This is a genomic window from Aminobacter sp. BE322 (assembly GCF_050433525.1).
Classification (GTDB): Bacteria; Pseudomonadota; Alphaproteobacteria; order Rhizobiales; family Rhizobiaceae; genus Aminobacter.
Genome location: NZ_JBNPXB010000002.1, coordinates 24,880 through 38,008 on the forward strand (window position 1 = coordinate 24,880; position 13,129 = coordinate 38,008).

Consider the following 13,129-nt stretch of genomic DNA (forward strand, 5'->3'; position numbering starts at 1 on the left):
AAGAACCAAGCATGAGCGCGCTGCCGGCGCCGGATCGGCCAGGGCGCGCGCAGGAGTGAAAAAGATGAACGTGAGAGAACCCATCGGCCGTACAAAGGGCATGCCGGACGCGGCCAGGAAATACGCGCCCTACCCGACCCTCAACCTCGCCGACCGCACATGGCCGTCGAAGCGCATCGAGAAGGCGCCGATCTGGTGCTCGGTCGACTTGCGCGACGGCAACCAGGCGCTCGTCGATCCCATGGGCCACGACCGCAAGGCGCGCATGTTCCAGCTGCTGCTCGACATGGGCTTCAAGGAGATCGAGATCGGCTTCCCCTCGGCCTCGCAGACCGACTTCGACTTCGCCCGTTGGACCATAGAGGAAGGCAACGTGCCCGCCGACGTGTCGATGCAGGTCCTGGTGCAGTGCCGGCCCGAGCTGATCACCCGCACGTTTGAAGCGCTCGAGGGCGCCAACAAGCCGATCGTGCATTTCTACAACTCGACCAGCGAGTTGCAGCGCCGCGTGGTGTTCGAAAAGGACGTGCCCGGCATCAAGCGCATCGCCACCGATGCCGCCAAGATGATCGCCGACATGGCCGCCAAGGCCGGCGGCGGCTACCGCTTCCAGTATTCGCCCGAGAGCTTCACCGGCACCGAACTCGAGGTGGCGCTCGATATCTGCAACGCCGTCACCGAGATCATGCAGCCGACGGCCGACAACAAGCTGATCGTCAACCTGCCCTCGACGGTCGAGATGTCGACGCCCAACATCTATGCCGACCGCATCGAATGGATGTGCCGCCAGCTCGACAACCGCGACAACCTGCTGATCTCGCTGCACCCGCACAATGACCGTGGCACCGGCGTCGCCGCCACCGAGCTCGGCCTGATGGCAGGCGCCGACCGCGTCGAAGGCACGCTGTTCGGCAATGGCGAGCGCACCGGCAATGTCGACGTCGTCACCCTGGCGCTGAACATGTACACGCAAGGGGTCGATCCCGAGCTCGACTGCACCGACATCAACCGGATGAAGGACGTCTACGAGTACTCGAACCAGCTGAAGATCCCGGAACGCCATCCTTACGTCGGCGAGCTGGTCTACACGGCGTTCTCCGGCTCGCACCAGGACGCCATCAACAAGGGCATGAAAGCGCTCAAGAAGGCGAACAAGGAGCTGTGGGAGGTTCCCTACCTGCCCATCGACCCGCAGGACGTCGGCCGCAGCTACGAGGCGATCATCCGCATCAACTCGCAGTCGGGCAAGGGCGGCATCGCCTATGTGCTCCAGGCCGACTACGGCCTCAACCTGCCGCGCAGCCTGCAGGTCGAGTTCAGCCAGGACATCCAGGCGATCACCGATGCCGAGGGCAAGGAAGTTTCGCCCAAGCGCATCCACGAGCGCTTCCTCGAGGTCTATGTCGACCAGCCGGGCGCACGCCTGAAGTTCGTCGACCACCAGACCTTCCCCGATGCGGTGATGAAGGGCCGCCGCGTCGTCGAGGCGACCATCGTCGACGCAGGCAAGGAAATGACGATCACCGGCACCGGCAACGGTCCGATCGACGGGTTCGTCGATGCGCTTTCCCGTCACCTCGGCATCGACCTGTCGGTGCTCGACTATTCCGAGCACTCGATCCAGCGCGGCTCGAACGCCGCCGCCATCTGCTACATGGAAGTGGAACATCCGGGCGGACGCCTGTTTGGCGCGGGCATCAACACCAACATCGTGGCGGCCTCGCTCGAGGCGGTGGTGTCGGCGGCGAACCGGATTCTCGCCCGCCGATAGGAGGCGATGGACGCTGTCGGCCGTACGGCGTGGCCGACAGCCGCTGCACTGCAATCGCCCCGCAGCGTTAAGGTTAACAGAAGATTGAATGCGTTTGCACGCGCCTCGCCCGTGGATAACGGGCGGGGCGCTCGTCCATCGTGGCGCGGCAAGCTTGTGCGAGCCGGCCAGCCGACTATGATCGTGCCGTTAGTGCCGGTTCGAAAAGGGTCACTCCTTGGTTGCCTCCACGCCTGCCGCCCCCGCAGTGCGCGAAGCGCTGGAGCGGCTTATTGCCAGTGAGACCTTCGCCAGGTCGGAGCGAGCACGCAAGCTGCTGCGCTACCTGATCGAGCGCGAACTCGCCGGCGAGGCCGAGAGGCTGAAGGGGTTTGCCATCGCGGTCGACGTGTTCGGCAAGGACGCCGAGTTCGATTCTGCGACCGACGCCGTGGTGCGCGTGCAGGCCGGCCGGCTGCGCGAACTGCTTGCCCAATATTATGCCGTGGAAGGCGTGGCCGACCCGATCCGCGTCGTCATTCCGCGCGGCAGCTACGTTCCGAGCTACGAGGTAATGCCCAACGGCGCGCATGAGGCGGCCGCGCCGGAGCAGCCGCACGCAGCGCCGGCGGCACCCGCCCGCCACGAGGCCGAGCCTCAGCAGGCCGACCCGCCGCCGCTCGATTCAGTGCCCGGCGTCAGGCGGCAGCTGCAGTTCTTCTGGGCCGCCATGGCGCTGGTCATCGTCATGCTCGGCATCCTGGTGTTCCGCAACTTCGGCCCTGCCGGCGACACCACCACGGTCTCCGATTTCCGCGGTTCGACAAGCAGCATCACCGGTACGGTCGACCAGTTGCCGGCCGTGCACATCCACCAGGCCACGGATCAGGGCGACATGTCGAGAGTGGCGACGGTGCTGAGATCGGCACTTTCGGGTTTCGACACCATCGACCTGATCGCGCGCGACCGCTCGGACACGGCGCGCCGCGAGGATGCCACGGATTTCGACTTCACGGTCAACCCCGGCCCCGATGCCGGAACAGTGCTGATCGAACTCCAGCACATGGCAACCGGCAGGATCCTGATGTCGCGCGTGCTGGCCGCCGCCGATGTCCAGGCGGATGCGCTGGACGACCGCATCGCCGAGATCGTGACCGCAACCGTCCCCGTGTCCGGCATGATCTACGGCTATATCGAGCAGAACGGCCTGCAGAAGGGCCTTATGAGCTGCCTGTTGCTCAGCGACGACTACTACCTGGAACAGAGCGCTGCCAAGCAGAAGTCCGCCTACCAGTGCCTCGAGACGCTGGCGGCGCGAGGCGCAATGTCGCCCGTCGTCTATTCGGAAATGGCGTCGCTGCAACTGGAGGCGGTGACCGACGGATACGGATATCCCGAGAACGCGTCCGCCGACGGCGCGCTGGCACTTGCCCACACCGCCGTCCAGATGGGCGCGACCAGCCCCTATGCGCACCGTGCCTTCGGCTATCTCCAGTCGCGGATCGGCGACCGCGCCGAGTCCATCCGCTGGATGCAGAAGGCCTACGAGCTCAACACCTACGACCTCACCATGGCCGCGGCCTACGGCTACGCTCTCATCCTGTCCGGCAGCTACAGCGACGGTGTGCCCATCATCAAGCGCGCCGTCGACAGCACGAGCGCGCATCCCGGCTGGTGGGACTATGGACTGTTCCTTGGCGAATTCATGCTCGGCAACCGCTACGCCGCGGCGCGCGCGGCCAACTCGCTGGCCTCAGCGAAACGATCGCACTACATGGCGGCGCGCCTGATCGCCGCGCAATTCGTCGGTGACGAGAAGCTGGCCTCGGAACTGGCGAAGGAACTCACGGCGGCCTACCCCGACTTCGCCGCCGATCCTGCGGCCTCCTTCGCCAAGCGCAAGTATCCCGATGAGTTGACAAGGTCGCTCACCAAGGCGCTCCGTGCTGCCGGCCTCGGCCAGCAGAGCTGAAATATTTCCCCGCCGCAAGATTGAACCGGCCTGTCGTCTGGACACAGACGACTACCGGTATAGTTTACTTTTTTGGCCGTCGTTACTACACTCTATGCGGCCAGGGCTTTCTATAAAGGGAAAATGAACCATTCCATTCATGCGGCCGTTCGGGGGATCGGCACCAGGGTAGTGGTATTGCTTCACGGCTTCGGCGGTTGCAGCAATCTCTGGGACGACATTGCAGGGAAGCTAGAGGACTCGTTCACGACGATCGCCTATGATTTGCCGGGCCATGGCCGATCGCTCGATTTTCCCAATGCGGGACCTGCGAAGCTGGCCGCGCAGGCGGTGCTGGCGGACCTTGCGGCCCGCGGCATGGACCGCGCTCATTTCGTCGGCCATTCGATGGGCGGTGCGGTGGCGACGCTCGCCGCCCTTCTGGAACCCGACCGGGTGGCGTCGCTGACCCTGCTGGCGCCCGGCGGATATGGCCCCGAGATCAATGCGCCGCTGCTCAAGCGCTACGCCGCGGCTGTTTCCGCCGACGAGATCCGTGCCTGCCTCGCCGAGATGTCGAGCCCCGACAGCAAAGTCCCGGAGGCCGCGGTACGCCATCTCGCCGACATGCGGCGGCATTTCGGCCAGACCGAGAAGCTGGTAGCCCTTGCCGCGACGATGACGGCCAGCGGCCGCCAGGGCACGATACCGCGCGAGATGATGGCCACGCTCACGATGCCCACGATGGTCGTGTGGGGCACGGACGATGCCGTGCTGCCCTACAGCCACGCGGACAATCTGCCGCCGAGCTTCCTCGTCCACCACGTGCTCGAGGTCGGCCACATGCTGCCCGAAGAGACGCCGGAGCTGGTCGCCGACATCATCCGCCGGATGACCCGGCGGCGCCGGCGGCCACAGCCGGCCTGCGACGAGCGCGAGGCGTTCGGGCGATAGCACCGCGCCGCAGGGATACAATTCCGCCGCGATCGCACCTATGTTATGGCGTGCCCATGGCCACTCGGGACGCCAACCGATGCAGGACGACAAAGCGACCGCGATGAAGCCGGCAGGCGTGCTGTCGGACGCCATTCGCGACGTCAAGAACGCCGCCGCCGACCGCAGCGACGTCGTCGTCGACCTGCGCGACGCCCACCGCATGCGGCTCGAACTGCTGGCCGCGGAGCTCGAGCCGGTTTTCGCCGATGTTCCCGCCGCGATCGACTATTTCGACTTCACCATTTCGTCCGGCCTGCAGCCGCGACTCTGGATCGACGCCGTCAGCCATGTCGCGCTCGGCCGCGACCGCCGTACCTATCGCTTCTTGCGCGATACCCGTACCGGCAGGATGGTGCTGGCGGAATCGACCGATCCGAAACGCGTCGCCGAGCAGGTGACGCGCTACATCGCCGAACGCATCGTGGAACGGCAGCAGATGATGGAAGGCGGTACGGAATCCGCGCTGCCGGACTTCGCCCGCGTGCTGGCTTCCGAGGCGCATGCGCCGGCGCGCGCGCCCGAGCGGCCGCTCTGGCCGAACCTGCTGTCCGGCTTCGGGCTGATCGTCGCCGGGGCGGTGGCGGGCATCGCCCTCATGGCGGCGCTTTACTGGCTGGGTATGGCGGCCGGGGTCAGGTTCTGACCAGCGCACGTGCCTCGGGCGACAGGAGGTCGAGGCTGGTGATCTCCGACGGCGGCAGCGAGGGCCCGGTGAGGCCGCGCCGGGTCAGCCGCACCTGCCAGCCCCCCTCCTCCGCCGAGATGTCGATCAGATTGAACTGCGCCGCCGGATTGTGGCCGCCGGGCGCCTGCCCCGCGGCGGCGACGCCGACCGCCGGGACCGGCCCGTTGCGCCCTTCGATCCAGTGCAGGGTCGGAAGATGCGAGTGGCCGTGCAGGACCAGTTCGGCGCCATGCCTGCGGACAAGCTTCTGGAACTTGCCGATGCCGAACAGCCGCTTGTGCTGGCCGACGGCGCCACGGACGGGCGGATGGTGGATCATCACCACGCGGAACAGGCCGCGCCTGCCCGTTTGCTCGAGAATCCGCGCCAGCCGCTCGGCCTGCCCTTCGCGAAAGAAGCCGCTGGCCATGAAAGGTGCAGTCGCCCGCGCCGTCGACACGCCGATGAGCGCAACCTTGTCGCGCACCCTGAGATAGGGAAAGCTGGTGCGGCTTAGCGGGCCTTCGACGCCGTCGCCGCGCATCCATGGCGCCCAGGCATGGCAGGCCTTGTCGAAGGCGCCGGGCACGTAGGCGTCGTGATTGCCGGGCACCACCGAGACGTCGCTGGGCGCACCGAGCGTTTCGAGCCACAGCCGCGCCAGTTCGATCTCGCCGTCGAGCGCCAGGTTGACGAGGTCGCCGGTGACCGCGAGATGGTCCGGCGCCTGTGCCTTCATGTCGGCGACGATCGCGTCGACCACGCCGTCATGATGATGGCGGCGGCGGTTTCGCTGCCAGTTGACGTAGCCGACCATGCGCTTGGACGCGAGGTCGCGATAGGTTACATCCGGGAGCGGGCCAAGATGGACGTCGGAAATATGCGCAAGCCTGAACATCATTCCCTTTTAGGTTACGCGTTCATGGCTTTCCACCCATGGCGTCGCGCCTGATGGGCGCCGGCGTCACCAAGCCGCTCCCGCTGCGGCAAAGCCCCTGGTCGCGGCTGCGCGGGCGCCTGTTCCATGTCTATTTCCTGCTCAGACGGCCGATGACGCTCGGCGTGCGCGGCCTCGTCCACGCTGCCGCCACCAACTCCGTGTTCCTGATCCGCCACACCTACGTGCCCGGCTGGCAGCTGCCCGGCGGCGGCGTCGAGGTCGGCGAGACCTTCGTCGAAGCGCTCGCGCGCGAACTGGAGGAGGAAGGCAACATCACGCTCGCCGGCCCGCCGGTGCTCAGGTCGATGCATCTCAACAAGCAGGCGACCAGGCGCGACCATGTCGCGCTCTACCTGATCGAGGCCTTCAGCCAGGACCGGCCGAAGCTGCCCGACCGCGAGATCGCCGAGGCGGGCTTCTTCCGGCTCGACGCGCTGCCCGAGGGCACGACGCCGGCAACGCGCCGCAGGTTGGCCGAAGTTTTCGACGGGGTTGAGGCGTCGCCGTATTGGTGAGCTAGGGGCGGCTAGAGTTGCGGTGCGTCCTTCGGGGTTGCACTGCTGACTTCAGGAAGAGGTCGACCCCCACTCCGGTTTGCTTCGCAAACCACCTCTCCCCCGTTCGACGGGGGAGAGGAAGCACGGTCGCGATGTTGGCGCCTTTCCTCGGGCAGGGGGAGAGGTGGCGCGCGTAGCGCGACGGAGTGGGGGGCTTCCTTGCCGAATTGAACCAGCGCGCCGTCCACTACACTCGCACATCCGTCAAGTAGCTTGCGACAACGGCGGCGAGAGGTCCTCGAAGGGACACAGCCGGCGAAAGCAGCCTAAGCCGCCTTCAGCAACTTCCCGCGGTTGTGCGGGGCATCGAGGTCCAGTTCCGGCCCCACCGGCACGATGCCGGTCGGGTTGATGGTGGCGTGGCTGCCGTAATAGTGCGCCTTGATGTGCAGCATGTTGACGGTCTCGGCAACGCCCGGCACCTGGTAGAGTTCGCGCAGGTAGTTCGACAGGTTCGGGTAGTCGGCGATGCGGCGCAGGTTGGTCTTGAAGTGACCGACATAGACCGGATCGAAGCGCACCAGCGTCGTGAACAGCCGCCAGTCGGCCTCGGTCAGCCGGTCGCCGACCAGGTAGCGCTGCCGCGACAGGCGATCTTCCAGCGTATCGAGGGCGGCAAACAACTCGTTGAACGCCTCCTCGTAGGCGGCCTGGGTTGTGGCGAAGCCGGCCCGGTAGACGCCGTTGTTGATCGAGGGGTAGACGAGTTCATTGGTCGCGTCGATCTCGCCGCGCAGGGCTTCCGGATAGAAGTCCAGCGAAGCGTCGCCCCATTCGTCGAAGACCGAGTTCAGCATGCGGATGATCTCGGAGGATTCGTTGGAGACGATGGTCTTCTCCTTCTTGTCCCACAGCACCGGAACCGTGACGCGGCCCGAATAGGTCGGATCGGCCATGGTGTAGATCTGGTGCAGGTAGTCGAGCCCGTACAGCGTGTCGCCGGTGGCACCGTCCTCGGCCAGGAAGGTCCAGCCGTTCTCGCCCATGTAATGGTGCACGACCGAGACCGAGATGATGTCCTCGAGCCCCTTGAGGGCGCGGAAGATCAAGGTGCGGTGCGCCCACGGGCAGGCAAGCGACACGTAGAGATGATAGCGCCCCGGCTCGGCCTTGAAGCCACGGGTCCGCCCTGGAGCGGGCTTGCCGTCGACCGTGATCCAGTCCCGCCACTGCGCATGCGAGCGCACGAATTTGCCGCCGGTGGACTTGGTGTCGTACCAGCGGTCCTGCCATTTGCCTTCGACCAGCAGTCCCATCGCAACATCCTTTCGTTTGCCACGATGTAGGGCAGCCGGAGCCAAAGCCGAAGGGCGACACGTTGAACGGATCGTCAACGCCGAGCGCACATCGGCCAAATGCACGATGGACGGACGCCGAAAATGATGCTAGCGGGCATGTCGATGTCACAGAGCATTGCAAAGATCCGGTTCGACCGACGACGAATGAGCGCACGCGCTTGAAGCGCTGACTTGCGATTGCTGCGGCATGCCCGCGGCACCTCATCCCACGATCCCGGACTGCAAAGAACATGACCCTCGCCGACGTCACCTATCTGCCGGAAGCCCCGGCGCACGACCTCGAAATCGATGAGATCAACGCCGAGGCATTCGGGCCGGGCCGCTTCGCGCGCGCGGCCTACAAGATCCGCGAGGGCGGGCCGCACGACCGTTCGCTGTCCTTCGTCGCCATGCATGGCGGCCAGGTGATCGCCTCGGTCAGGATGACGCCGATCGCCGCCGGCGCAGGCCGGGCGCAGATGCTGGGGCCGCTCGCGGTCCGGCCCGACTTCAAGAACATGGGCATCGGCCGCAAACTCGTCGCGATGGCGCTGGGCGCTGCGGCGAAAGCCGGCGAGCCGGCGGTCGTCCTCGTCGGCGACGAGCCCTATTATGGCCCCCTCGGCTTCGCCCGCATCCCGCGTGGTCAGATCGAGATGCCGCGCCCGGTCGACCTCAACCGACTGCTCGCCCACGAAATCGTGCCCGGTGCGGTGGCGGAATTGACCGGCGAGGTCTGCCACGCCGACCATGCCAAGACACCGCACCGGACGGCCGAGCCGGCCTAGCCTCGACAAGGCTTGCCCGGGCGGCCCATCTTCCTAATTCATCCATAGCAGGAGAGGACAGGCTGACATGAATCCAAACGGGCAGATCGCAGTGGTGACCGGCGCGGGCTCCGGCCTTGGCGAGGCAACCGCACGGGCACTTGCAGCCAAGGGCACCAAGGTAGCCGTTCTCGACCTCAGCCTCGAACGCGCCGAAAAAGTCGCAGCCGACATCGACGGCATCGCCGTGCGCTGCGACGTCAGCAACGAGGAAAGCGCGGTCGCCGCCTTCGCCGAAGTCGCAGCCAGGCTCGGCACCGCGCGCATGCTGGTCAACTGCGCCGGCATCGCCGTCGGTGTGAAGACCATCGGCAAGGACGGCCCGCATCCGTTCAGCGTGTTCCGGCAGGTGCTCGAGGTCAATCTGCTCGGCTCGTTCAACATGATCCGCCTGTTCGCCGACGCGGCCGCCAAGCTCGACCCGCTCGCCGGCGGGGAACGAGGCATCATCATCAACACCGCCTCCGTCGCCGCCTATGACGGCCAGATCGGCCAGGCCGCCTATTCCGCCTCCAAGGGCGGCGTCGTCGGCATGACCCTGCCGATCGCCCGCGACCTCGCCCGCTCGGGCATCCGCGTCTGCACCATCGCGCCCGGCATCTTCAAGACGCCGATGATGGCGGCCATGCCGCAGGAGGTGCAGGACTCGCTCGGCGCCGCCGTGCCCTTCCCGCCGCGCCTGGGCGAACCGTCCGAATATGGCGCGCTGGCGCTGCACATCATCGAGAACCAGATGCTCAACGGCGAGACCATCCGCCTCGACGGCGCGATCCGCATGGCGCCCAAGTAACCGCCGCCGCCGCTCGAAAGCCTGGTAAAATGCAGCCCCGGTCGCGATGCGCCGGGGCTGTATTCATTTCGCTAACAGCAGCCCCTTGCCAAATCGACGGACCTCGACTTTAAGTAGATTCGTACAGTCATATTTTGATCGGTGCAGTCGTGGCAGAGCGCAAGAAGGATGTCATACGCGAGACGGATGCGGCGGCAGTCGGCCTGGCGCGCGCATTGATGCGGACGGCACGCCATGGCGCGCTCGCCGTCGCCGAGCCCGAAACCGGCTTTCCCCTTGCCAGCCGCGTGGGCACGGCAACCGACGTCGACGGCACGCCGCTGATCCTGATCTCCGGCCTGTCCGCCCACACCCGCGCCATCGTCGCCGACCCGCGCTGCTCGCTGCTGGTCGGCGAAATCGGCAAGGGCGACCCGCTCGCCTATGCGCGCATCACGCTCTTCTGCCGTGCCGTCCGGCTCGAAAGGGGCACGCCCGAGCAGGCGCGCGCCGAGCGGCGCTACCTCAATCGCAATCCGAAGGCGAAGCTCTATGCCGGGCTTGGCGACTTCGCGCTGTTCCGCCTCGAACTCGAACGCGCCAATCTCAATGCAGGCTTCGGCAAGGCCTATCTGCTTGGCCGCGACGACCTGGTGCTGGGCGGCCCGGCCGTGGACGAGATCGCCGCTGCGGAGCAGTCCGCCCTCGATCACATGAACGCCGACCATCGCGAAGCGATCGACGTCTACGCCGGCAGTTTCGGCAAGCTTGCCGGCAAGGGCTGGATGCTCACCGGCTTCGATCCGGAAGGCATGGACCTTGCCATGGGCGACGAGACCGGGCGGGTGCTTTTCCCTCGGATGTTGGACGCTGCCGACGATCTGCGCAGCGTCCTCGTCGCGATGGCAAAACAGGGACGCGCGGCAGTTGCGCAACAGGAAGGGGCAAACCGCGGTATGGAATACCGTACAAAGTCTTGATCTTTTGGGGGAAAGCTGTTTTGTGCTGTGAACGCTTGATCGTTCGATGATTCCATTGTGCGTTCTGGCGTCACAATTCGGCGTTGTTGCCCCCATGACGCTGGAAAGCATTGCGGATACACGGGGAATCCATGAAACCCAAGAAACTGGCGGCCAATGCGGAAGCCGCGGCCTCTCTGCTGACGCTGATGGGCAATGAAAAGCGGTTGCTGATCATGAGCCACCTGCTCGACACGGAAATGTCGGTGGGTGCGATCGCGGAGAAGGTGTCCTTGAGCCAGTCGGCGCTGTCGCAGCATCTCGCGCGCCTGCGCAACGAAGACCTTGTCGAGACGCGCCGCGACCGGCAGATGATCTACTACACGTGCAAGTCCGAGGCCGTGCGCAAGCTCCTGGGCACGCTGGAAGGCATTTTCGAAGACGCCTGAAATCCATTTCAAGCGTTCCGGACTCCCATGGCGGCCTGCCCTCCGCTATGGACCGCTGATGAACATCATCCGCATAGACGATCCCGCCGATCCGCGCGTGGCAGCCTACCTCGACATACGCGAGCGTGACCTCGTCGGGCGCGAGGGGCGCTTCGTCGCCGAAGGCAAGGTCGTGCTCAACGTGCTGTTTGCCGCCCGCCGCTTCGAGGCCGAGACCGTCCTGGTCCTGGAAAACCGCCTGGCGGGAATGGCCGAAACGCTGAGCCTGGCGCCGCCCGACCTGCCGGTCTACGTCGCCCCGGCGGCCGTCCTCGATGCGATCGCCGGTTTCCACATGCACCGCGGCATCCTGGCCATCGGCCGCAGGGGCAACCGGCCGGGCGCGGAAGCACTGCTGGCGGGCCTGCCCGAGCGCGCCCTGGTGGTGGTCACGGTCGGCATCTCCAACCACGACAACATCGGCTCCATATTCCGCAATGCCGCGGCCCTCGGCGCCGACGCCGTGCTGCTCGATCGAAGCTGCTGCGATCCGCTCTACCGCAAGGCGATCAGGGTGTCGGTGGGCGCCGCGCTCAAGGTGCCCTTTGCGATCGCCGGCGAATCCCACGAAATCGCCGATGCGCTCGACCGCCATGGCTTCGCGCAGCTGGCGCTGTCACCGGCAGGCAGGCAGGAAATCCGCGAATTGCCGCGGCCGCAGCGGCTGGCGCTCTATCTCGGAACCGAGGGCGAAGGGCTTCCCCCTGCCCTGCTGGCGCGATTGACGACGGCGCGGATTCGGATGGCAAAGGGCTTCGACAGCCTCAACGTGGCAGCGGCCTCGGCGATCGCGCTGCACCACTTCTCCGACGCAGGCGACTAGCCTACTCCGCCGGCAGCGCCTTCTGCAGCGCCCTAACCCGGTCGGCGAGGCTGATCGCGGCGGGGCGCCCGCCGGACGCGGGGGCGGGGCCTTCGGCCGACAGCGCCTTCTCGATCGGCGAATCCGGCCCCTCCAGCCTGGCGGTCAGCGCCACCACCTCGGCGGCGAGCTCGTGCATCTGCTCGCGCAGCAGCGCATCCTGGTTCGGCGAGGGCGTTTCCCTGTTCGCTCCGGCGAGTTCGCCCTTCAGCCGCTTGTTCTCCCGCGCCAGCGTCGTAAGCCGCGCCTCCAGCCGCTCCCGCTCGGCCGAGAGCCCGGTCTCGTAGGCCGCCCCGTTGGCGGGCGCCTCGGCCGCTCCCTTGACCCGTTCGCGCAGGCGGGCGAGTTCGCTCTCGCGCCGCTCGAGCTTGTCGTCGCGGTCGCTGAGCGAGGCGAGCATCCGTTCGAGCTTCTTGTCGAGTTCGCCGGCGCGCCGGGTCTCGGCCTTGAGCGCATCGCGCACGGCCTTGTTGTCCGCTTCGAGGTCCTTCAGGCGATTGTCGACGTCCTTGCGCTGGCTGCGCAGCGCATACATGTCGTCCGACAGCTTGCCCATCTCGCTGTCGCGGCTCGCCAGCTCGATCTGCCTGTTGGAGGATGCCAGGCTCGCCTCTTCGTAGAGTTCGCCCAGGCTGTCGATCTCGCGGACCCGCTGTTCGAGCAGGTTTTCGGCCTCCGCGAGCTTGCCTGCCAGCTGCCTGATCTGATCGTCGCGCCTGCCGATCTCGCTGCGCAGGTCCCCGCCCGCCTCTTCGAGATCGGTGACGGCGCGGCTCTTGGCGGCCTGGTCGTCCGACAGGGTCTTGAGCGCCTCGCGGTTGCGGCTGAGCTCGACCGACTGGGACAGCACCTTTTCCTGGGATGCCCTCAGCTGCACCTCGACCTTGCGCAGCTCCATCGCATGCGTGGCGCGCAGCGCATCCTTCTCCGCCCGGATCTCGTCGAGCGTCATCGGCAGCTTCGCCTCGACCCGGCGCCGCGTCATCGTGACCGCGCGCCGCCACACCGACGGGGCGATCAAAAGAACGAGGAACCCGGCGACCAGGAAACCAAGAACGAAGAACAGGATCGACTGGACCAAGGCACTTT

The 13,129-nt window shown here is 66.4% G+C and carries 13 protein-coding genes; 10 read left to right on the plus strand and 3 right to left on the minus strand.

Annotation, left to right across the window (positions count from 1 at the left end; genetic code table 11):
- Positions 1-64: 64 nt before the first annotated feature.
- The 4 genes from leuA (at position 65) to J2X50_RS04180 (ending at position 5,340) form a co-directional block, all read left to right on the plus strand.
- Entirely contained in the window at positions 65-1,771 is a 1,707-nt protein-coding gene (leuA, locus tag J2X50_RS04165) for a 2-isopropylmalate synthase (protein ID WP_429091915.1), read from the plus strand.
- Positions 1,772-1,988: 217 nt separating this feature from the next.
- Entirely contained in the window at positions 1,989-3,722 is a 1,734-nt protein-coding gene (locus J2X50_RS04170; RefSeq protein WP_429091918.1) for a tetratricopeptide repeat protein, read from the plus strand.
- 123 nt (positions 3,723-3,845) lie between these two features.
- The gene (locus J2X50_RS04175; protein WP_429091920.1) at positions 3,846-4,655 is read left to right on the plus strand and encodes an alpha/beta fold hydrolase; all 810 of its coding nucleotides are present in this window, start codon (positions 3,846-3,848) and stop codon (positions 4,653-4,655) included.
- A 79-nt stretch (positions 4,656-4,734) separates the two neighbouring features.
- Positions 4,735-5,340: a hypothetical protein gene (locus tag J2X50_RS04180; protein ID WP_429091923.1), complete on the plus strand. Its 606-nt coding sequence runs from the start codon at positions 4,735-4,737 to the stop codon at positions 5,338-5,340.
- On the opposite strand, the gene J2X50_RS04185 is transcribed toward J2X50_RS04180, so the two are convergent.
- On the minus strand, positions 5,330-6,259 hold the full coding sequence (locus tag J2X50_RS04185) for a metallophosphoesterase family protein (protein ID WP_429091926.1): 930 nt from the start codon (positions 6,257-6,259) through the stop codon (positions 5,330-5,332). The two genes, J2X50_RS04180 and J2X50_RS04185, sit on opposite strands and share 11 nt — an antisense overlap.
- A gap of 38 nt (positions 6,260-6,297) precedes the next feature.
- Here J2X50_RS04185 and J2X50_RS04190 point away from each other — a divergent pair, with 38 nt between their 5' ends.
- The gene (locus tag J2X50_RS04190; protein WP_429091928.1) at positions 6,298-6,816 is read left to right on the plus strand and encodes an NUDIX domain-containing protein; all 519 of its coding nucleotides are present in this window, start codon (positions 6,298-6,300) and stop codon (positions 6,814-6,816) included.
- Between the two features lie 308 nt (positions 6,817-7,124).
- Here the strand turns inward: J2X50_RS04190 and J2X50_RS04195 are convergent, their stop codons facing one another.
- Positions 7,125-8,114, minus strand: a complete 990-nt coding sequence (locus tag J2X50_RS04195; RefSeq protein ID WP_429091930.1) for a glutathione S-transferase family protein — start codon at positions 8,112-8,114, stop codon at positions 7,125-7,127.
- 272 nt (positions 8,115-8,386) lie between these two features.
- Here J2X50_RS04195 and J2X50_RS04200 point away from each other — a divergent pair, with 272 nt between their 5' ends.
- The 5 genes from J2X50_RS04200 (at position 8,387) to J2X50_RS04220 (ending at position 12,001) form a co-directional block, all read left to right on the plus strand.
- Positions 8,387-8,923: a GNAT family N-acetyltransferase gene (locus J2X50_RS04200; RefSeq protein WP_429091933.1), complete on the plus strand. Its 537-nt coding sequence runs from the start codon at positions 8,387-8,389 to the stop codon at positions 8,921-8,923.
- Positions 8,924-8,990: 67 nt separating this feature from the next.
- A complete protein-coding gene (locus J2X50_RS04205; protein WP_429091936.1) occupies positions 8,991-9,752 on the plus strand; it encodes a 3-hydroxyacyl-CoA dehydrogenase in 762 nt (253 codons plus the stop codon).
- A 149-nt stretch (positions 9,753-9,901) separates the two neighbouring features.
- Positions 9,902-10,711: a HugZ family protein gene (locus J2X50_RS04210; protein WP_429091938.1), complete on the plus strand. Its 810-nt coding sequence runs from the start codon at positions 9,902-9,904 to the stop codon at positions 10,709-10,711.
- Positions 10,712-10,842: 131 nt separating this feature from the next.
- A complete protein-coding gene (locus tag J2X50_RS04215; RefSeq protein WP_340036838.1) occupies positions 10,843-11,139 on the plus strand; it encodes an ArsR/SmtB family transcription factor in 297 nt (98 codons plus the stop codon).
- A 58-nt stretch (positions 11,140-11,197) separates the two neighbouring features.
- Positions 11,198-12,001 (plus strand): TrmH family RNA methyltransferase, encoded by an 804-nt coding sequence (locus J2X50_RS04220; protein ID WP_429091942.1) that lies wholly within the window; start codon positions 11,198-11,200, stop codon positions 11,999-12,001.
- Position 12,002: 1 nt separating this feature from the next.
- On the opposite strand, the gene J2X50_RS04225 is transcribed toward J2X50_RS04220, so the two are convergent.
- The gene (locus J2X50_RS04225; protein WP_429091945.1) at positions 12,003-13,121 is read right to left on the minus strand and encodes a hypothetical protein; all 1,119 of its coding nucleotides are present in this window, start codon (positions 13,119-13,121) and stop codon (positions 12,003-12,005) included.
- Positions 13,122-13,129 lie beyond the last annotated feature (8 nt).